Origin of the sequence: Agrobacterium sp. YIC 4121 (assembly GCF_002008205.1) — a bacterium.
Lineage (GTDB): Bacteria > Pseudomonadota > Alphaproteobacteria > Rhizobiales > Rhizobiaceae > Agrobacterium > Agrobacterium leguminum.
Window position 1 is genome coordinate 137,861 of record NZ_MRDI01000020.1, and the last position, 18,721, is coordinate 156,581.

The 18,721-nt window shown below is 60.0% G+C and carries 19 protein-coding genes; 13 read left to right on the forward strand and 6 right to left on the reverse strand.

What is annotated here, in order from left to right:
- Positions 1-58 precede the first annotated feature (58 nt).
- The 3 genes from grxC to BTE54_RS18140 are packed head-to-tail and all read left to right on the forward strand — an operon-like array spanning position 59 to position 1,631.
- A complete protein-coding gene (gene grxC / locus BTE54_RS18130; RefSeq protein WP_003522552.1) occupies positions 59-313 on the forward strand; it encodes a glutaredoxin 3 in 255 nt (84 codons plus the stop codon).
- A gap of 32 nt (positions 314-345) precedes the next feature.
- Positions 346-1,206 carry a carbon-nitrogen hydrolase family protein gene (locus BTE54_RS18135; RefSeq protein ID WP_078053426.1) on the forward strand — a complete coding sequence of 287 codons (861 nt, stop codon included), beginning with the start codon at positions 346-348 and terminating at the stop codon, positions 1,204-1,206.
- The gene (locus tag BTE54_RS18140; protein WP_003522554.1) at positions 1,203-1,631 is read left to right on the forward strand and encodes a DUF1178 family protein; all 429 of its coding nucleotides are present in this window, start codon (positions 1,203-1,205) and stop codon (positions 1,629-1,631) included. Before BTE54_RS18135 ends, BTE54_RS18140 begins: the two co-directional genes overlap by 4 nt.
- 38 nt (positions 1,632-1,669) lie before the next feature.
- Here BTE54_RS18140 and ubiG read toward each other — a convergent pair whose 3' ends face one another.
- Positions 1,670-2,422 (reverse strand): bifunctional 2-polyprenyl-6-hydroxyphenol methylase/3-demethylubiquinol 3-O-methyltransferase UbiG, encoded by a 753-nt coding sequence (gene ubiG, locus BTE54_RS18145; protein WP_065657110.1) that lies wholly within the window; start codon positions 2,420-2,422, stop codon positions 1,670-1,672.
- Positions 2,423-2,679: 257 nt separating this feature from the next.
- Between ubiG and BTE54_RS18150 the strand changes: the two genes are divergently transcribed.
- Positions 2,680-3,483 (forward strand): SH3 domain-containing protein, encoded by an 804-nt coding sequence (locus BTE54_RS18150; RefSeq protein WP_143240740.1) that lies wholly within the window; start codon positions 2,680-2,682, stop codon positions 3,481-3,483.
- A gap of 66 nt (positions 3,484-3,549) precedes the next feature.
- On the opposite strand, the gene BTE54_RS18155 is transcribed toward BTE54_RS18150, so the two are convergent.
- Positions 3,550-3,807, reverse strand: a complete 258-nt coding sequence (locus BTE54_RS18155; protein WP_078053427.1) for a DUF2934 domain-containing protein — start codon at positions 3,805-3,807, stop codon at positions 3,550-3,552.
- Positions 3,808-4,091: 284 nt separating this feature from the next.
- Between BTE54_RS18155 and BTE54_RS18160 the strand changes: the two genes are divergently transcribed.
- The 5 genes from BTE54_RS18160 (at position 4,092) to BTE54_RS18180 (ending at position 9,137) form a co-directional block, all read left to right on the forward strand.
- On the forward strand, positions 4,092-5,162 hold the full coding sequence (locus BTE54_RS18160; RefSeq protein WP_078053529.1) for an enoyl-CoA hydratase/isomerase family protein: 1,071 nt from the start codon (positions 4,092-4,094) through the stop codon (positions 5,160-5,162).
- A 169-nt stretch (positions 5,163-5,331) separates the two neighbouring features.
- Positions 5,332-6,318 (forward strand): thiosulfate ABC transporter substrate-binding protein CysP, encoded by a 987-nt coding sequence (gene cysP, locus BTE54_RS18165; RefSeq protein WP_078053428.1) that lies wholly within the window; start codon positions 5,332-5,334, stop codon positions 6,316-6,318.
- Positions 6,319-6,375: 57 nt separating this feature from the next.
- Positions 6,376-7,215, forward strand: coding sequence for a sulfate ABC transporter permease subunit CysT (gene cysT, locus BTE54_RS18170; RefSeq protein WP_078053429.1), 840 nt, complete (start codon positions 6,376-6,378; stop codon positions 7,213-7,215).
- 3 nt (positions 7,216-7,218) lie between these two features.
- Positions 7,219-8,106 carry a sulfate ABC transporter permease subunit CysW gene (gene cysW, locus BTE54_RS18175; protein WP_078053430.1) on the forward strand — a complete coding sequence of 296 codons (888 nt, stop codon included), beginning with the start codon at positions 7,219-7,221 and terminating at the stop codon, positions 8,104-8,106.
- Between the two features lie 5 nt (positions 8,107-8,111).
- Positions 8,112-9,137, forward strand: coding sequence for a sulfate/molybdate ABC transporter ATP-binding protein (locus BTE54_RS18180; RefSeq protein WP_003522562.1), 1,026 nt, complete (start codon positions 8,112-8,114; stop codon positions 9,135-9,137).
- Between the two features lie 7 nt (positions 9,138-9,144).
- Here BTE54_RS18180 and BTE54_RS18185 read toward each other — a convergent pair whose 3' ends face one another.
- Together BTE54_RS18185 and BTE54_RS18190 are read right to left on the reverse strand one after the other, a co-directional pair.
- A complete protein-coding gene (locus BTE54_RS18185; RefSeq protein WP_143240741.1) occupies positions 9,145-10,242 on the reverse strand; it encodes a DNA alkylation repair protein in 1,098 nt (365 codons plus the stop codon).
- Positions 10,243-10,515: 273 nt separating this feature from the next.
- Positions 10,516-11,952 (reverse strand): NAD-dependent succinate-semialdehyde dehydrogenase, encoded by a 1,437-nt coding sequence (locus BTE54_RS18190; RefSeq protein ID WP_078053431.1) that lies wholly within the window; start codon positions 11,950-11,952, stop codon positions 10,516-10,518.
- A 617-nt stretch (positions 11,953-12,569) separates the two neighbouring features.
- Between BTE54_RS18190 and BTE54_RS18195 the strand changes: the two genes are divergently transcribed.
- From BTE54_RS18195 to BTE54_RS18210, 4 genes are all read left to right on the forward strand, one after another.
- Positions 12,570-13,076, forward strand: coding sequence for a molybdopterin-dependent oxidoreductase (locus BTE54_RS18195; protein ID WP_003522565.1), 507 nt, complete (start codon positions 12,570-12,572; stop codon positions 13,074-13,076).
- A gap of 9 nt (positions 13,077-13,085) precedes the next feature.
- Positions 13,086-15,020 (forward strand): EAL domain-containing protein, encoded by a 1,935-nt coding sequence (locus BTE54_RS18200; protein WP_078053432.1) that lies wholly within the window; start codon positions 13,086-13,088, stop codon positions 15,018-15,020.
- A gap of 161 nt (positions 15,021-15,181) precedes the next feature.
- On the forward strand, positions 15,182-15,877 hold the full coding sequence (locus BTE54_RS18205) for an FkbM family methyltransferase (RefSeq protein ID WP_003522567.1): 696 nt from the start codon (positions 15,182-15,184) through the stop codon (positions 15,875-15,877).
- Between the two features lie 247 nt (positions 15,878-16,124).
- Positions 16,125-16,961 (forward strand): alpha/beta hydrolase, encoded by an 837-nt coding sequence (locus BTE54_RS18210; RefSeq protein ID WP_003522568.1) that lies wholly within the window; start codon positions 16,125-16,127, stop codon positions 16,959-16,961.
- A gap of 55 nt (positions 16,962-17,016) precedes the next feature.
- On the opposite strand, the gene BTE54_RS18215 is transcribed toward BTE54_RS18210, so the two are convergent.
- Both BTE54_RS18215 and rhaM read right to left on the reverse strand, forming a co-directional pair.
- Entirely contained in the window at positions 17,017-18,399 is a 1,383-nt protein-coding gene (locus BTE54_RS18215) for an FGGY-family carbohydrate kinase (RefSeq protein ID WP_078053433.1), read from the reverse strand.
- Positions 18,396-18,719: an L-rhamnose mutarotase gene (gene rhaM, locus BTE54_RS18220; RefSeq protein WP_078053434.1), complete on the reverse strand. Its 324-nt coding sequence runs from the start codon at positions 18,717-18,719 to the stop codon at positions 18,396-18,398. Before rhaM ends, BTE54_RS18215 begins: the two co-directional genes overlap by 4 nt.
- Between the last annotated feature and the right edge of the window lie 2 nt (positions 18,720-18,721).

Below are 18,721 nucleotides of genomic sequence, written 5' to 3' on the forward strand. Positions count from 1 at the left end.
CCTGAATGACATGAGTTTATCGTGCGTTTGACCGCACGTTTGCGAGGGCTTTGAAAACATGGCACCGGTGACGATCTATACGCGGGATTTTTGTGGTTATTGCGCGCGCGCCAAGGCGCTGCTGGACAGCAAGGGCGTGGATTATGCCGAATATAACGCCACGACGACACCGGAATACCGGCAGGAAATGATCGAGAAATCCGGCGGAACGACGTTCCCGCAAATCTTCATCAACGGCCAGCACGTGGGCGGTTGCGACGATCTGCACGCGCTGGAGCGCGCCGGTAAACTGGACGCGCTGCTGGCCGCCTGATCGGCCGCGATCTTGCGGGTATGGAGGATGTGATGGGTTTCAAGGCTGCCGCCATTCAGATGCGCTCCGGCGTCGATCCGGCAAGAAACGCCGCCGATATGGAACGGCTGGTGCGTGCGGCTGCGGCCGAGGGCGCCGTTTATGTGCAGACCCCGGAAATGACGGGCGCAATCCAGAAGGACCGGCAGGCGCTGCGTGCGCAACTGCGTGATGACGATGGCGATATCATCGTTGCGACGGCGGCCCGTCTTGCCCGCGAACTCGGCATTCATGTCCATGTCGGCTCCACGGCCATTGCCCGCCCGGATGGCAAGATCGCCAATCGCGGTTTTCTCTTCGCGCCGGATGGTTCGCGCATCTGCAGCTATGACAAGATCCATATGTTCGATGTCGATCTCGACAATGGTGAAAGCTGGCGTGAAAGCGCTGCCTATCAACCCGGCGAAGTGGCGCGTATCGCCGAACTTCCGCTGGGGAAATTCGGCTTCGCAATCTGCTATGACGTCCGTTTCCCGCAGCTGTTCCGCGCGGAAGCGCTGGCAGGTGCGGAGGTTCTGACTGTTCCGGCGGCTTTCACCCGACAGACGGGGGAGGCGCATTGGGAAATCCTGCTGCGTGCCCGCGCCATCGAAAACGGCGCTTTCGTCATCGCCGCCGCGCAGGCCGGCGTGCATGAGGACGGGCGGGAGACCTTCGGCCATTCCATCATCATCGACCCATGGGGCAAAGTTCTGGCCGTTGCCAGCGGCGCTGGCGAAGAGATCATCTTCGCCGAGATTGATACCTCGCTGGTGGCTGCCGCGCGCGGAAAAATTCCCAATCTCCGCAATGCCCGCGAGTTCGGTCTGGATACGGTTATTCCCCTGAAACCTGCCGGAGGTGAAGCGGCGTGATCCGTTATGCGCTGGCCTGTGAAAAGGGCCATGAGTTCGAAGGCTGGTTTGCCGGCAGCGACGATTTCGACGATCAGTTGCAACGCGGTTTCCTGTCCTGTCCGGTCTGCAATTCCGTGCAGGTCTCCAAGCTTTTGATGGCGCCTTCGGTTTCCACCGCCCGCAAGAAAGACGAACGCCAGACGCTGGCCATGGATACCGCCCGAAAAGAGGCGCTTGCGAAAATCCGCGAGGCCGTTGCCAATATCCGCGCCAATGCCGAAGATGTCGGCGATAAATTTCCGGAAGAAGCCCGCAAGATCCACTATGGCGAAGCGGATGAGCGCGGCATCATCGGCAATGCCTCGGCGCAGGACGCCAAGGCCCTGCTGGACGAGGGTATCGAGATCGCGCCGCTGCCGGTGCTGCCTGACGACGTCAACTGAACTTCTTTAGGACGACCTCACTCAAATAGCGTCCGGGATTACCCCTGCGCCGGCCGCTTCGCCAGCATCATGTAGTTGACATCCATATCCGGCGAAAGATTCCAGCGATCCTGCAGCACGTTGTAGAAGACGCCGGTGCGGTGGACGATATCCATGCCGCTCGCCACCAGCGGCCGCTCGAGCTCTTCCGGGCGAACGAGCTTTTCATACTGGTGGGTGCCGCGCGGCAGCCAGCGCAGCACATTTTCGGCGGCAAAGATCGCCAGTGCCCGGGCTTTGAGCGTGCGGTTGATGGTGGCGGCGAACATCAGGCCGCCGGGGCGCACCATTTTCGCGCAGGTGGTGACGAAGAGATCGACATTGGCCACATGCTCGACCACCTCCATGTTGAGGATGACGTCGAAGGTTTCGCCGGCTTCCTGCAACTGCTCGGCAGTGACGGCGCGGTAATCGACGCTGACCCCGCTTTCGCGGGCATGGGTGGAGGCGATGCCGATATTCTTTTCCGAGGGATCGGCGCCCACCACATCTGCGCCCATGCGTGCAACGGGTTCGGAGAGAAGGCCACCACCGCAGCCGATATCCAGTATGCGCAGCCCTTCCAGCGGGCGGTGCGCCTTCGGGTCGCGGCCGAAATTATCGCAGATGCGGTTGCGGATATATTCGAGCCGCACCGGATTGAACTTGTGCAGCGGGCGGAACTTGCCGGTCGGGCTCCACCACTCCGCAGCCATCGCGGAGAAGCGATCCACTTCGCTCTGGTCGACGGTCGTCTGTGCGGTTTCGCTCATGGTTCTGCTCCATATTGCTGTTGCATTGAAGTCGGATGATTGCCCCTCGAAGTCAAGACCGGCGGTCCACTCCGGCGGCGATTTATCGGGCGCTGATTGCCGCAGGTGGAACTGATTGGATGCCTCATTTGTTTCATGCTGCGTTCATGCAGAACCGCGTATTTTCCGGTCGTGGCAGTATGTGGAACGCATACTGGTCCATCGAACAGGGTGGATGCCGACAAGGGCAAAGCGGGCCTTTGCTTGAGGAGAAAGAAGTGAAGAAAAAACTATTTGGCGCAATTGCGCTGGTGGCCATGCTCGCCGCGCCGGCACTTGCCGAAGCTGCGACGCGGGGTTTCGCCACCGCGAATGTGAATATGCGCTCCGGCCCGAGCACGGCTTATCCGGCCGTCGTGGTTATCCCGAATGGTGCGCCGCTCACCGTGCACGGCTGCCTTTCCGATACGCCGTGGTGCGATGTTTCTTTCGTGGGCGGTCGGGGCTGGGTAGCCGGGCGTTATATCGCCACGACCTACCGGCAGAACCGGGTCTATGTGGAACCGCGTTATTACCGCGATCTCGGCGTGCCGGTGATCACCTTCGAAGTCGGCCGTTATTGGGACCGCTATTATCGTGACCGCGACTTCTACCGCGAGCGCGACCGCTGGCGCCGTCCGCCGCCGTCCGGCGGGTACTGGAACGCCCCGCCTCCGAGCGCCGGATGGGATCGTCCGCGTCCGCGTGACGAGTGGCGTGACGGACGCCGGGACGACTGGCGTGATGGTCGCCGCGACGAGTGGCGTGATCCCCGTCAGGGCGGCCCGAATGACGGACGCTGGGAACGTCGCTACGGCGACTGGAACCAGGGTGACAGAAATCAGGACAGGCCGCGTCGCGACGACGACCGCCGCCGCTTCGAAGATGAAAGCCGCGACCGCAATCGCGATGGCCAGCAGAACCAGGATGAAGGCCAGCGTCGCCCAGAGCGTCGCCAGTGGGATGACACGCGCCGTGCGCCTGCCGGGGAAAATTTCCGCGATGGCTGCCGGATCGGCGATCCGGGTTGTGACCCGCTCTAAACAGACAAAGCCCGGCATGATCGTCGGGCTTTTTCTTTTATGGCTTCAGTTGAGCTTTACGAGCCGTTATTTCGCGGCGGCAGCCTTGCGGGCACGGGCCTTGGGTTTTGCCGGGGCTTGCGCATCCGGTGCGGCTTCTGCAGCAGCGGCCTTCGGAGCGGCCTTCTTGCGCGTTGCGGGTTTCGTCGCTTCCGATGTCTTCAGCAGCGAAAATTCATGCTTGGCCTGTTCCCAATGGTGCGCGTCGCGCCCATGGGGGTGGCCTTCCTTTTCCCAGAGTGTATATGCCCGTTTACTGATCCATTCGTGTTCCGAAACCTGCATGCTCGTCTCCCGTTGCTGTTTACAGCGCCTATGAGAAGGCGACATTCCGCTTTGGTCCGGCACACGCTCGACAGGAATCAATGCCGGCATTTCCAGAACCCATTACATGCCATGATTTTCCGGGCGTCAAGCAAACATGCTGCATTGCGAAAACGGATTTCCGGCATTTTCTGCCCGTTAAAGCGGTTTGAGCGAAAGACGTTCCCGCAGAACAAGATCAACGTTGCGTGATCGCGCCCGGCCCGCCAAGATGGCCGGATGAATGGGCAGCGGAGGAGGCGGTCTTGGAACAGAGAACGGAAGCGGATGCGCAGGTCATCGTCGAAAAACGGGGAGGGGCAGGCATCATTCGCCTCAACCGCCCGAAGGCCATCAACAGCCTGACCTTGCCGATGGTGCGCGACCTGTTTCAGGCGCTTCAGCGTTTCGAAGAGGATGCCGATATTTCCTGTGTGGTCCTTACAGGGGAAGGGGACAGGGGGCTTTGCGCCGGGGGCGATGTCCGCATCATTCACGATCTCGGCAAGGCGGGCGATCCGCAGGTGCTTGATTTCTGGCGGGAAGAATTTCCGCTCAATTATCGCATCGCCCGCTTCGGCAAACCCTATATAGCGCTGATGGACGGCATCGTCATGGGCGGCGGTGTCGGCATTTCAGCCCATGGCAGCCACCGCATCGTCACGGAACGCACAAAACTCGCCATGCCGGAAACCGGCATCGGTTACTTCCCGGATGTCGGCGGTTCCTGGCTTTTGCCACGGGCGCCGGGCGAATGCGGCACCTGGCTGGGGTTGACGGGCAATGCCGTGACCGCTGCCGATGCCATCTATGCCGGTTTTGCCGATTATCTTGTTCCTTCGGACCGTCTCGACGGGTTGGTCCAAGACCTGTCGCAAGCCGCGGATACAGACAGTATCGAGACGGCGATCGCGGCGCGCGCCGACGAGGCCGGTGAAGGCGTTTTATCCATAAATCGGGAGATCATCGACGCGACATTCCGTTTCGACACGGTCGAGGAGATTGTCGCCGCACTTTCGGCGCGCCAGGATGCGTTTTCGCGCGAGACCCTTGAGGTCCTGCAAAAACGCTCCCCCACCAGTCTGAAACTGACCCTGAAGCTGCTGCGTCTCGGCCGGGAAAGCGCGAGCCTCATCGAATGCCTGGAGCGGGAATTTGCCGCCGGTACGGAAATATTGCGCCAGCATGATTTTTACGAAGGCGTGCGTGCTGCGCTGGTCGACAAGGATCGCAATCCCCGCTGGCAACCAGCACGGCTGGAGGAGGTGAGGGAGGAGGACATTGCGCCTTATTTTGCCGCGCATTCCGGCAATCTGTTTCCCGATCATCGTCTTTAGGTCGGCGCAAAAGAAATCCGGCTTCTTGCCGTATATGAAATCATCGCCTTTGGAGTCGATATTCTTTGGGTGAAATTTCCAATCCGCGCGCCCGGAAAGCATGGCTGTTTCTCGCGGGCGTTGCCGCCGCCCGCTATGTTGAGCACCATTCGAATTGCCGGGGGTATTCATGAAACGTCTTCTCATTATCGGTACTGCCATTGCCGCTCTTTTTGCAGGTGCGGCGCAGGCGCAGTCTCCGACCACCATTCTCAACGCATCCTACGATGTCGCCCGCGAAGTTTTCGCGGCCGAGAACGAGGCGTTCATCAAGCTGCATCCGGGCATCACCGTCGACCAGTCGCATGCCGGCACCTCCAAGCAGGCGCGCGCCATCGTCGAAGGTCTGGAAGCCGATGTCGTCACCTTCAATCAGGTCACCGATGTCGATTTTCTGGTGAAGCAGGGCTTCGTTTCCGCCGACTGGAAGAAGGATTTTGCGAACGACGCATCGCCCTTCTATTCCTTCCCGTCATTCCTTGTGCGAGCCGGTAATCCCAAGGGTATCAAGGACTGGGACGATCTTGCCCGCGACGATGTGAAGATCGTCTTCCCCAATCCGAAGACCTCGGGTAACGCCCGTTACACCTATCTCGCCGCCACGGCTTACGCCAAGGAGAAGTTCAACGGCGACGACGCGAAGGTTCAGGCATTCGTCAAGAAAATCTTCGACAATACGCCGGTGTTCGACACGGGAGGCCGCGCCGCCACCACCACCTTCGTTGAGCGTGAAATCGGCGACGTGCTGATCACCTTCGAAGCCGAGACGCGCGGCATCGCCAAGCAATATGGCGCAGACAAGGTGGAAGGCGTCGTGCCCCCCGTCAGCCTGCTGGCCGAATTCCCGGTGGCCGTGGTGGACAAGGTGGTCGACAAGCGCGGCTCGCGCGATCTGGCGAAGAGCTATCTCGACTTCCTCTATACCGAGGAAGGCCAGCGCATCGCCGCCGAATTCGGCCACCGCGTCCACAATGAAAAGGTCGTCGGCGAATTCAAGGACAAGTTCCCGGCCATTCGCCTCGTCAACGTCGAGGAGGTCTTCGGCGGCTGGGATAAAATCCAGAAAGAGCATTTTGCATCCGGCGCGACGCTTGATACGCTTTACGGCAGCCGTTAATCACAGCGATACGCAACAGGTAAAAGACCCGGCGGGAAACCGCCGGGTCGCTTTTTGATGAATGGGGGGCGGGGTTTGAAGCGGAATGTTCTGCCGGGGCTGAAATTGTCCCTTGGCGTTACCCTGACTTACGTTGCCATCATCGTGCTTCTGCCGCTCTCGGCATTGGTGTTCAAGGCGGCAAGCCTTGGCCCTGCCGAATATTGGTCGATCATCTCGTCGCCGCGCGCCGTGGCCAGTTATCGTGTTACCGTGCTCTGCGCGCTCGCTGCCACGCTGTTCAACGTCATCTTCGGGCTGGCGCTCGCCTGGGTGCTGACGCGTTACCGCTTTCCCGGCTGGCGCATCGTCGACGCCATCGTCGATCTGCCTTTTGCGCTACCGACTGCCGTTGCCGGCATTGCGCTGACGACACTGTTCGCAGGTAATGGCTGGTTCGGCTCGGTGCTTTCGCAATTCGGCATCAAGGTGGCCTACACGCCGCTCGGCATCATGGTGGCTATGGCCTTTACCAGCCTGCCCTTCATTGTGCGCACCGTGCAGCCGGTGCTGGAAGACCTCGATCCGGCGCTTGAGGAAGCGGCGCAGTCGCTCGGCGGTTCCGATCTCGAAATTTTCCGCAAGATCATCCTGCCGCTGTTGACGCCGGCGTTGCTCGCCGGTCTCTCGCTGTCCTTCGCCCGCAGCCTCGGCGAATTCGGGGCGATCATCTTCATCGCCGGCAATCAGCCGTTTTCGACGGAAATCACGGCGCTGCTGATCTTCATCCGGCTGGAGGAATATGATTATCAGGCGGCGGCCGCCATCGCCTCCGTGCTGCTCATCACCGCCTTCGTGATGCTGGCGGTGACCAATTATCTGCAGGCGCGCGCGCTTCGTTATACGGTGAGGGGCTGAGAGATGAGCGCCGTTTCTTCACATCGCAAACCGCCACGCGTCGGCGACTCCCCTCTCGTTCGCCGCAGCCTGATTTCTTTTGTGCTGGTCATCGGCGCCATTTTGGTCCTGGCGCCGCTTATCATCATCGGCGTCGAGGCGTTTTCGCAGGGCTGGAAGGCCTATACGGCCACCATCACCCATCCCGATACCCGCCACGCCATCATGCTGACGGTGCTGACGGCGCTGATCGCCGTGCCGGTCAATACGGCCTTCGGTGTTGCGGCCGCATGGGCGATCACCAAGTTCGATTTCCCCGGTCGGCGCTTCCTGCTGGTGCTGATCGAGATACCCTTTTCCATCTCGCCCATCGTCGCCGGTGTCGCCTATCTTTTCGTTTACGGCCTGCAGGGGCTTTTCGGCCCGTTCCTCGATGCGCACGACATCAAGATACTTTTTGCGCTGCCCGGCATCGTCATCGCCTCGATGTTCGTCACGGCACCTTTCGTGGCGCGGGAACTTATCCCGCTGATGCAGGCGCAGGGCCGCGATCTGGAAGAGGCGGCGACGTCGCTTGGTGCCTCCGGCTGGCGCACTTTCTTTTCTGTCACCTTGCCGAATATCAAATGGGCGCTGCTTTACGGCGTCGTGCTGTGCAACGCCCGCGTGATGGGTGAATTCGGCGCGGTATCGGTCGTATCGGGCAATATTCGCGGCCAGACCAATACGCTGCCGCTGCATATCGAACTGCTTTACCACGACTACCAGGCGGCCGGCGCTTTTGCCTCGGCCTCGATCCTCGCCACCCTCGCCGTCGTCACCATCATCGCCAAGGTGGCGCTGGAACGACGCGGCGCCGGGCGCGGGGCCAAGAAGACCAACGGCGATGCCGCCATCGCCACGGAGACCTGATTCCCATGAAAATCCGCCTCGAAAATGTGGTGAAGACCTTCGATACCTTCCGCGCCGTGCGCGATGTTTCGCTGGATATCGAAAGCGGCGAGCTTCTGGCGCTGCTCGGTCCCTCAGGTTCCGGCAAGACCACGATTTTGCGCATGGTCGCCGGCCTCGAATATAGCGATGGCGGCCGTATCTTTTTCGGCGACGAGGACGCCACCAATATTCCGGTGCGGGACCGGGGCGTCGGTTTCGTATTCCAGCACTACGCGCTCTTTCCGCATATGACCCTGCATCAAAACATCGCTTTCGGCATGAAGGTCTCGAAGGTGAAGCGGGACAAGGCGGCAATCGATGCCCGCGTCGAAGAGCTTCTGCGTCTGGTGAAGCTCGATGGCCTGGGCGACCGTTTCCCGGCGCAGATTTCCGGCGGCCAGCGGCAGCGCGTGGCGCTGGCGCGTGCGCTTTCAGTCGATCCGAAGGTGCTTCTGCTCGATGAGCCCTTTGGGGCGCTGGACGCCAATGTGCGCCGCGACCTGCGCCGCTGGCTGCGCGAGATTCACGATTCGCTCGGCATCACCACGATTTTCGTGACGCATGACCAGGAAGAGGCGCTCGATCTTGCTGACCGTGTGGTTATTCTCAATCAGGGCGAGATCGTACAGCAGGGCACGCCGAAGGAGGTCTGCCGCCAGCCGAACAGCGCCTTCGTCATGCGCTTTCTGGGCGATGCCAACCGGGTGTCCGGCGTGGCGCGCGGCGGCAAGGTCTATGTCGGCGATAACGAGCTGCCTTTTTCCTATGCTCAAGGCGATGGCGCGGTGGACATCTATGCCCGCCCCGGCGATCTGGAGTGGGAAGATCTGCATGAGGGCATTCCGGCTTCTGTGGCGCGGGTTCTCGACCGTGCGGGCGAGCGCCGGGTGATTGCCAGTACCGATGGCGGCGACCTTCTGGAATTCGACGTGCCGCCGGAAAACGATGTCGCCGCCGGAGACCGCGGTTCCGTCATCATCCGCCGGGCGAAGATTTTCCCGGCGGCGTGAGGCGCTATCAGCCCAGAAGCTCGAAGGCGCTTTCTGCCACAAGCTTGCCGTTGATCGTCAGGTCGACCCTGTGGATGCCGGGATAGTGTTTGCGGGTCGTGAAATCACGTATGGCGCGGCTGATCGACAGCGCACATGTCTCGCCGGGCTGAAGTTCGATCTCTTTCCACTTGAAGACTTTTGCGGAGGCGTCGCCGCTCTTCTTCACGTAGTGCACGGCGTAGTCGATCACCAGTTTCTGCGGCCGTTTCGCCGTCGAGGTGAAAGAGGTTGCAATTCGCACCGGATTGCCGAGCGCAACCTTGTCCGGCGTAACCTGAAATGCCGTAAGGGAAATTTCCGCCTCCTCAGCCGCGCCAAGATGGGCAAGTGCGGCAGCATCGCCCTTCTTGATCAATGTGCGCAGGGCCTGCCGCGTGATCCAGCGTGTATGCGGATTGTCCTTTGGCCATGTATCGATCAGCGCCAGCACGAAAGCCGGATTGTCCTTGGTGATGTCGTTCAGATGATTGGCGACGGATTTGCGCACATAAAGCGCCTCGTCGGCTTTCATGGCGTCGAGGATTGCGGTGACGGGCGAGGGATCGTCGATCAGGGGTTTGAGCTGGAACGACCATGGCAGGCGGGGCCGGCAGCCTTCGCTTGCCAGCCGCCGCACATGTTCATTCGCGTGCCGTGACCATGTTTCCATCACGGCAAGGGTGCGGGCCATATCCTTTTGCAGGAAATGCCGGATGGCGAATTCCGAGGAGCCGAAGCGGGTGAAATAATGCAGCGCTTCCATGGAAAGATCGAAATCATCGAGGCCGTAGAGCGCCACATATTCCGGCAGCGAAATGGAGGCGAAACCGTTGCCGATGCCCGGCGCTGCGGCGGTCAGGATTTCGATATTGCGGGCATAGTCGCCGGGAAGTGTCGCATGCAGGCTCGTCGCCACCTGTCGCATGCGCTGCATGATGCCCAGCGCTTCGAGGTTTTCGGTGGCGAGCGCCATGAAGGCGGAAACGTCAAATGGCGGATGAACGGCCTTCGTCTCATCGGCGATATGCCGCAGTTTCTCGCGGTTAAAGATTTCCTTCAGTGCCGGTGCCGCCGCGTCGCTCATATCGCCCCTTAAAGTTCACTTTTTGTTCTTTTAGGGAATGATGCAGACGAAAGCAAGCAGGACCGAAGCAGCGAAAAAACGCTGTGGCTGATTTTGCCTGTTCTCAGATCAATAAGGCCTCTCTTCCGTCATGCCGGACTAGATCCGGCATCCAGCCGACGCGCGTCTGCGCGGCGAATAAAGTCTTTTCAGCCCAAGGACTTGTGCTGGCAGGACCCCGGCTCGAGGCCGGGGTGACGAAGGTGCAGATGCTCCGGGTTCGCCAAAAAAGCGTCAGCTCATCTGGCTGACGAATTTGGTCTCCAGATAGGCCTGAACCGCTTCCGAGCCGCCTTCCGTGCCATAACCGGAATCCTTGATGCCGCCGAAGGGGACTTCCGGAAGCGCAAGGCCGTTGTGGTTGATGGTCAGCATGCCGGCCTCCACCTGCTGGCCGAGTGCATGCGCGGTCTTGACCGAGCCGGTGAAGGCATAGGATGCAAGGCCGAAGGGCAGGCGGTTCGCCTCGGTGATGGCGTCATCGAAGCTCGAGAAGCGATTGATGATGGCGACCGGGCCGAAGGGTTCGTCATTCATGATTTTGGCGATGGTCGGCACATTGGCGAGAACCGTCGGCTCGAAGAAATTGCCCTTGTTGCCGATGCGGCGTCCGCCGGTTTTCAGGTCTGCACCATGGGAAACGGCGTCGTTGATGAGGCCTTCCAGCGCCGGAATGCGGCGCTCATTGGCGAGCGGCCCCATGATGACGCCGTCTTCCAGCCCGTTGCCGACCTTGATGGCCTTCGTAGCTTCCACGAAACCTTCAAGGAAACGGTCGGCAACGCCGTCCTGCACGAGGAAGCGGGTGGGGGCGACACAGACCTGGCCGGCATTGCGGAACTTGGCAAGCGAGGTGACTTCGATTGCCTTGTCGATATCGGCGTCGTCAAAGATCATCACCGGCGCATGGCCGCCAAGCTCCATCGTGGCGCGCTTCATGTGCTTGCCGGCAAGCGCGGCCAGATGTTTGCCAATGGGAGTGGATCCGGTGAAGGAGATCTTGCGGATGACCGGATGCGGGATCAGATATTCCGAAATCTCGGATGGAACGCCGTAAACGAGGCCAATGACGCCCGCCGGTACGCCGGCATCCACGAAAGCGCGGATCAGTTCAGCCGGTGACGCCGGTGTTTCTTCCGGGGCCTTGACGATGATGGAGCAGCCGGTGGCAAGCGCTGCGGAAAGCTTGCGGACGATCTGGTTGATCGGGAAGTTCCACGGCGTAAACGCCGCGACGGGACCGACCGGCAGCTTGATGGCAAGCTGCGAAACGCCGGTTGCGCGCGCCGGAATGACCTGCCCATAGGTGCGGCGGGCTTCTTCGGCGAACCAGTCGATGGTATCGGCGGCGCCCATAATTTCAGTACCGGATTGCGCCAGCGGCTTGCCCTGTTCGCGGGTCATGATGTAGGCGATCTTGTCCTTGCGCTCGCGCAGGAGATCGGCCGCCCTGCGCATGATCTTCGAGCGCTCGAAAGGCGAGGTGTCGCGCCACACCCTGAAACCGCGCTCGGCGGCGGCAAGCGCCAGATCGAGGTCTTCCTTCTCGGCATGCGCAATCGCGCCGATGATCTCGTCGGTTGCCGGATCGGACACGGCGATCGTCTTGCCGGAAACGGCGTCTCGCCATTCGCCATCAATGAGAAGTTTGATGTCGGGATAGGTGTGCATAGGGGCTACCTTCATGATGCGGCCAATTCGGCGAAATGCCGTCCGGCCCTGAGACGTGAACAGAATTTTCCTGGCCGGACGATATCCGGCATCGCGGCTTTCGCTGCGCGGAACATGTGTCTGGATATTTCCGACGGGGGCTTCTTGAATTGTCGGAAACGGAAACGACAGCCTTTATATTAAGGTCCGGGCGGTACGTTTCAACCGTGCGCTCCGGCAATCGCCATGATTTTTCCGTGACGTGGAATTTGCCATTCGTCATTTCATTCCGGCACGCGGACGGGGCATCGCTTATCCGGCTGCCTCAGGCGAATCAGATGCTGCTGCGTGACAACGGAAAGGCTCTCGCCACAATTCGGCCTTTGTCGCACCTGACGAATTATCGGGAGGGGTCTCCGCAGCTTGGCGCTTGTGTCATAATGGGACGCGTGGCCTGAAAAAATACAATAAGACGGAAAACTTATCCAAAGGGTTTACTCAAAACCTAGAGAAAATACGGATAAAATCTCACTAAGGATATAACATCCATTCCTGATATATATTGCTAGCGTCGGTTCCCTTGACCTTCAAAGGTTGGTGAAAACCCTCGACCTGAACGTTATCGATGGAGAAAAAGTATGAGTTTCGCCCGGGTACTTCTCAGTGCGTTCTTGTCGCTCGCGTGGCTTTCCTGTGCCGAAGCCGGCGAAATTGCCAAACCGCAAGGAAAACCGATATTAACCATATCCGGAAACATCGCCAATACGAATGGCGAGGGTGCCGCGGTATTTGATCGTGACATGCTGGAAGCGCTCGGCATGGTGACGGTGGAGACGACGACGCCCTGGCATGATGGCCGCGTCCGTTTCGATGGTGTTTCGCTGGCAAAATTGATGGATGTCGTCGGCGCAAAGGGCACCAGCGTCACGGCAGTCGCCCTCAACGATTACGTCAGCACGATACCGATTGAAGATTTTAAGAAATTTAACGTTATCCTGGCGATCAAGCTGGATGGCAATTACATGACAGTTCGCGAAAAGGGCCCGTTGTTCGTCATCTATCCCTATGACAGCGATCCGGAGCTGCAGAAGCAGACCTATTATTCGCGGTCCGCATGGCAAGTTGCCAAACTGATAGTGGAATAAAGGTGCCGTTTGCGAAAACTTGTGGCGGTGATCATCTGTTGCTTCGTCCTGGCAACGGGCTATATCGCTTTCGTCATTGCCGAGCGGCAGACCGCTCTGCAGAAATTCGCCCGCTACAATGATTCCTGGGCAGTCAGCCAGACCGTAGCCGAATATCTGCGCCTCCAGAACAAGCTGGCCGTGTTCGCGCTCAATCCCGGCAGGATCGACAGGGATGAGCTGCAACTGCGCCTGGACATCATGCTGAGCCGCCTTGAGCTTTTGAAGCAGGGCAATCTCGGGGCCTTCATCAATGAAAAACAGCAGTGGCGGGATCTCGTAACCCGCCTCGATGCCGTTCTGGCCCGTCTCGAGCAGCGGGTGAACACCCTCGATCCGGCCGAGGTTCCGGATTTGCTGGCAACGATGAGCGCGCTCGACGCGCCGATGACGACGCTTGCCTCGTCTTCCGTCGCTTATGACGTCAATCTGATCGATACGGCCCATGAGGATGTGCGCAAGCTGCATATCGTCTATACCGCGCTGGCGGGCGGCCTGATCCTGTGCGGTATCGCGCTTGTCATATTGCTGCTTCGCCAGAATGATCTCCTGAACCGCGCGCAGAAAAGCATGCGCGGCCTGACGGACGATCTGCGTGCCGCGACGCTGGAATTGCAGGCGAAGAATGTTCGGCTCGAACACGACGCCTATCACGACGCGCTGACGGGACTGCCGAACCGCGCGCTGTTCCGGCAGGAACTGATCGAGAGGTTGCGCCGATCCTTCGGCGGGACGGGAACGACAGCCATCCTCCTGCTCGATCTCGACGGGTTCAAGGACGTCAACGACACGCTCGGCCACGATGCCGGCGATGCGCTGCTTCAGGCCGTGGCGCAGCGTCTCTCGGGCATCGGCGGCGATTATGACATGGTCTGCCGTCTGGGCGGCGACGAATTTGCCGTCGTCTCCGACGATCTGAACGAGGATGCCGCCCGGCGTCTTGCCACCAAGCTCATCGACCAGATCAGCCGCACCTACCAGCTGGGCGAGCAGGAGGTCAAAATCGGCACCTGCATCGGCATCGCCATATCGCACGGCGCCGTCGACGCGGATGAATTGTTCAAGCGCGCGGATCTGGCGCTTTATGAGGCGAAAGCCATCGGTCCCGGCCGGGCGAGCGTTTTCAAGGTCCGCATGCAGAAGCAGCTGACCGAAAAAAAGTCATTCGAGGCCGATCTGCAGACCGCGTTGCAGAACGACGAGATGGAAGTCTATTACCAGCCGCAGGTGGCGACGCAGACACGCAAGCTCTGCGGCTTCGAGGCGTTGCTGCGCTGGAAACATCCCGTGCGTGGCGATGTGCCGCCCAGCGTGTTCATTCCTGTCGCGGAAAGAACCGGTCTCATCCATTCGCTCGGAAAATGGGTGATGGAGACCGCCTGCCGCGAGGCGATGGGCTGGGACGAGGACATGAAGGTGGCGGTCAATCTGTCGCCGGTTCAGTTCCACAGTACCAACCTCATCCAGAACGTCATGGGCGCGCTTGAGAAAAGCGGGCTGGAACCCAGCCGGCTCGAGCTTGAAATCACCGAATCGATCCTGCTTAACAAGAGCGACCAGACGATCAACACGCTGTCGCGCCTGAAGGCCGTCGGCATCCAGATCGCCATGGATGATTTTGGGACAGGTTATTCATCGCTCGCCAATTTGCGCGGCGTGCCCTTCGACAAGATCAAGATCGACCGCTCGTTCCTGCGCGATATCACCAGCGACCGCGACGCGCTGGCGATCGTGGAATTCGTGGTCGGCGTCGGCCGCAGTCTGCGGATGACGACGATTGCGGAAGGTATCGAGACGGAAGAGCAATATGAATGCGTCAGGCGTCTGGGCTGCGATCAGGTTCAGGGATATCTGATCAGCAGACCGTTGCCGGCCAAGGAGCTTGTGGCCTGGAGTTCCGTCTGAGAGGCGCCTGTTTTGGCGCCGGCCGTATCTTGAATTTTTACCACGTCATAGCGTTGCTTGCGAAAACCGATACCGGTTGCCGCAACGATGCTGTAGAGCATTCCCGGTCGATATGGGATCATTGCGACAAAGCGGCCGGGTTTTGCGAGAAGGCTTGAGACATGGAAATACTGGACGTGCATGGAGTTGCCCTTCCCCTCTCTTCCGATGAGGTGTCGCCGGTCATCTGGCAGGCGCTGACCGACGGCAGCTATGAGGCGAAAGAGGCCCGCAGCGTCCTGAAAGCCATCAAGCCCGGCGATCGCGTACTGGAGCTTGGCTCCGGTATCGGGATCATCACCTCGATCATTGCCGGCATCGAGGATGTTTCCGTCTGGGCTTTCGAGGCCAACCCCTCCACCGCCGCGCTGGCAGAGCGGGTGATCAAGGCCAATTGCCGCGGCAATGTCGTGTTTTCACAGGGGCTTCTCACCGCCGATGAGCCGAGCTCCTATCCTTTTTACGTCCGCAGGGATCTCTGGATGTCGTCCATGGACGAAAATCAGGGGCCTTATGAAAAACGCATCGAAATTTCTTCCGCCAATATCGATGAATTTATCGCCAGCCGGGGCATTACCGCGCTCGTGATGGATATCGAGGGTGCGGAACGCGATCTGCTCGGCAGGGCCGATCTGACCGGCGTGGAGCGGATATTCGTGGAACTGCACGACCATCTTTACGGTCTCGCCGGGGTTCGCGATATCATGCAGGCGCTGACCGCCAAGGGATATGCCTATGATCCGCGCGGTTCACGCGGGCCATGTGTCCTGTTCTCCAAGGACGAGAGCCCGAGGGAATACGATCCCGAGGTAGACTGAGGCCGCACCGAATTCACGGAACCCTCCGCCGGTGATTCCCGTTCTCACCCTTGCATGAGGGCGCGGAGCGGGTCGACACGTGTGCCGGAATGGTATGCGGGTCGAGAAGATAATTTCATAAACAGCAATTCATTCCCAATTATTGTTGCAATTGTTGCAACCGTTATCCTGCGTCATCATCCCTCCATCAAACCGGCGCACAACAGGCTGTGCCGCAGATGCCAACGCAACCGAAGGAGTAACGATCATGGGCTTTGTTAAGACGACAGACGGAACCGAAATCTTCTACAAGGACTGGGGCCCGAAGGATGCCCAGCCGATCATGTTCCACCATGGCTGGCCGCTCTCGTCCGATGACTGGGATGCGCAGATGCTGTTCTTCGTTTCCAAGGGTTTTCGCGTCGTCGCCCATGACCGCCGTGGCCACGGCCGTTCCGCCCAGGTCGCCGACGGTCATGACATGGATCACTACGCCGCCGACGCCTTTGCCGTCGTTGAGGCCCTCGATCTGAAGAACGCCGTCCATATCGGCCACTCCACCGGTGGCGGCGAAGTCGCCCGTTATGTCGCAAAACATGGCGAACCCGCCGGCCGTGTCGCCAAGGCGGTTCTCGTTTCCGCCGTGCCGCCGCTGATGCTCAAGACCGAGGCCAATCCGGAAGGCCTGCCGATGGAGGTTTTTGACGGCTTCCGCTCGTCGCTCGCCGCAAACCGCGCGCAGTTCTTCCGCGATGTGCCGGCCGGCCCGTTCTATGGCTTCAACCGCGATGGCGCGACCGTTCATGAAGGCGTTATCCAGAACTGGTGGCGGCAGGGCATGATGGGCGGCGCAAAGGCCCATTATGACGGCATCAAGGCCTTCTCGGAAACCGACCAGACCGAAGACCTGAAGAATATCAGCGTTCCTACACTGGTGCTGCATGGCGAAGACGACCAGATCGTGCCGATTGCCGACTCCGCGCTGAAATCGGTTAAGCTGTTGAAAAACGGCACGCTGAAGACCTATCCCGGCTTCTCGCACGGTATGCTCACCGTCAATGCCGATGTGCTGAACGCCGATCTTCTGGCCTTCATAAAGGGCTGATTCTTCTGCAAAATCGCAATGCGGCCGAGCGTTCGGCCGCATTTTGCGTTTCGCATCAGGCCATGTGGCCTCGCCAGGCATTGCGGTAAGAGGCGAGGCCGGGAATATCGTGCGGCGTGAAATGGCGCTCGCGACCGGCAAGCGGCTTGATGCCGGTGAGCAGGGCCGCACCGGCGCTGGTGCCCGTCGACCCTTCGACCGCGGTTACTTCGGTCTCTGCAAAGCCGGCCAGCGCCTTCAGATAAAGGGTGTTGCTGGCGAAGGGGCCTTCCACAAGGATCGGACCTTTCCGCCCGATGAGCGAGAGGCTGCATTCCGTCATCAGGGCGAGATAAAGCGACGCCGCTGCGTGCCGTTCCGCGGCCGTAGCATTTTCATCGCCAATCCAGCGCGCTGCCCTGTCGGGAAAGGGGCCGGAGCCGCTGACGACGCTCGGCAGCAGCATCATGCCCCTGGCAACCACGCCGCCGAGAGCCGCGTCTATCGCTTCGTCTTTCACGGCCCCGAATTGCTGCGCCAGCATTTCATATTCCCTGCCGCCCATGAAGCGTGACGAGGGAACGGGACGGCCGAAAGCATCGACATTCAGGAGTGTATCACGGGTGGGATCGAGCGAACCCGCCGCGCCGCCGATGGCGAAATTCACCACCCAGGTGCCGGTGGAGACGACCGAAAAATCACCGTCCCGACGCAGAAGATGCGGCAGGAGGGATGCGTTGGAATCGTGGATGCCACAATAGACCGGCATATGCGGTGAAAGACCGGTTTCCAGCGCAATCGACGGGCGGATTGTTCCCAGCACATCGAAAGCGGAGCGGACCGGCGCCATCAAATGTTCGATACCGAGACGCGCGACGAGCGAGGAGAAACTCTTCCGCCGCGGGTTCCAGAGATCCGTATGGCAGCCAAGCGAGGTCGTTTCCGTGGCCTGAATGCCCGTCAGCCGTCCCGCCCAATATTGCGCATAGGTGACGATGCTGCGCACTCTGGAGAAATCGTCCGGAAAGGCCGCTTTCTGGAAATGGATTTGCGAGCCAAGGTTCAGCCCGACGGGAAGCTGCGGTGAGCCGGTCTCGGCAAAATCGGGCCTGATGCCGCGATAGGCTTCTTCAATGGCGGCGGGATAGCCGTGTTCATAATCGAGCACCGGCATGGCGAGATCGCCGTTCGCATCTAGAAGCGCTGCAGAAGCGCCATGGGTGGTGATCGAAATCGCATCGAAACCAGGCTTCTGGCCGAAACGCTGAAGCGCGGAGAGAATGAAGCGCCAAAGCATCTCCACATCGTAATGCGGATAAATCCCATCGCGAAGGACGGGGTTCGCCTGTTTCTCAGCGACAATCTCCTCGCCGCTGCCGGTGTCGATGACGACGACCTTGGCATTGGTTTTGCCGATATCGATGACCGCGACGCGGCCCGGTTTGATGCTCTCGCTCATGGCAGATGGAACACCGTCACCAGATCTTTTGCGACCGGCGAATGATCGGCATTGCTCTCCATGATATCGGCCATATGCGCCCACCACTTCTTCATCACGGGATGTTCGGGCAAAGCCGCCATGCCGTGGTTCTTCGGGCGCGTCAACACGCCGAACAGGATGTTAGTTTCCGGGTCGAGATGGATGGAGTAATCGCTCACACCCGCGTCGCGCAGCAGCGTCACCAGTTCCGGCCATATCTCGTCATGGCGCTTTTTATATTCGGCCTCTTTTCCGGCAAAGAGTTTCATCTTGAAGGCGTGTTTTTCAAGTTCCGGCATGG

Bases quoted from the DNA above. Each gene is read 5' to 3' on its own strand.
- ubiG (WP_065657110.1), bottom strand. From the start codon at position 2,422: ATGAGCGAAACCGCACAGACGACCGTCGACCAGAGCGAAGTGGATCGC.
- BTE54_RS18205 (WP_003522567.1), top strand. From the start codon at position 15,182: ATGGAAATACTGGACGTGCATGGAGTTGCCCTTCCCCTCTCTTCCGAT.
- BTE54_RS18155 (WP_078053427.1), bottom strand. From the start codon at position 3,807: ATGCAGGTTTCGGAACACGAATGGATCAGTAAACGGGCATATACACTC.
- BTE54_RS18135 (WP_078053426.1), top strand. From the start codon at position 346: ATGGGTTTCAAGGCTGCCGCCATTCAGATGCGCTCCGGCGTCGATCCG.
- cysT (WP_078053429.1), top strand. From the start codon at position 6,376: ATGAATGGGGGGCGGGGTTTGAAGCGGAATGTTCTGCCGGGGCTGAAA.
- rhaM (WP_078053434.1), bottom strand. From the start codon at position 18,719: ATGCCGGAACTTGAAAAACACGCCTTCAAGATGAAACTCTTTGCCGGA.
- BTE54_RS18215 (WP_078053433.1), bottom strand. From the start codon at position 18,399: ATGAGCGAGAGCATCAAACCGGGCCGCGTCGCGGTCATCGATATCGGC.
- BTE54_RS18210 (WP_003522568.1), top strand. From the start codon at position 16,125: ATGGGCTTTGTTAAGACGACAGACGGAACCGAAATCTTCTACAAGGAC.
- BTE54_RS18190 (WP_078053431.1), bottom strand. From the start codon at position 11,952: ATGCACACCTATCCCGACATCAAACTTCTCATTGATGGCGAATGGCGA.
- cysP (WP_078053428.1), top strand. From the start codon at position 5,332: ATGAAACGTCTTCTCATTATCGGTACTGCCATTGCCGCTCTTTTTGCA.
- BTE54_RS18180 (WP_003522562.1), top strand. From the start codon at position 8,112: ATGAAAATCCGCCTCGAAAATGTGGTGAAGACCTTCGATACCTTCCGC.
- BTE54_RS18195 (WP_003522565.1), top strand. From the start codon at position 12,570: ATGAGTTTCGCCCGGGTACTTCTCAGTGCGTTCTTGTCGCTCGCGTGG.
- grxC (WP_003522552.1), top strand. From the start codon at position 59: ATGGCACCGGTGACGATCTATACGCGGGATTTTTGTGGTTATTGCGCG.
- cysW (WP_078053430.1), top strand. From the start codon at position 7,219: ATGAGCGCCGTTTCTTCACATCGCAAACCGCCACGCGTCGGCGACTCC.
- BTE54_RS18185 (WP_143240741.1), bottom strand. From the start codon at position 10,242: ATGAGCGACGCGGCGGCACCGGCACTGAAGGAAATCTTTAACCGCGAG.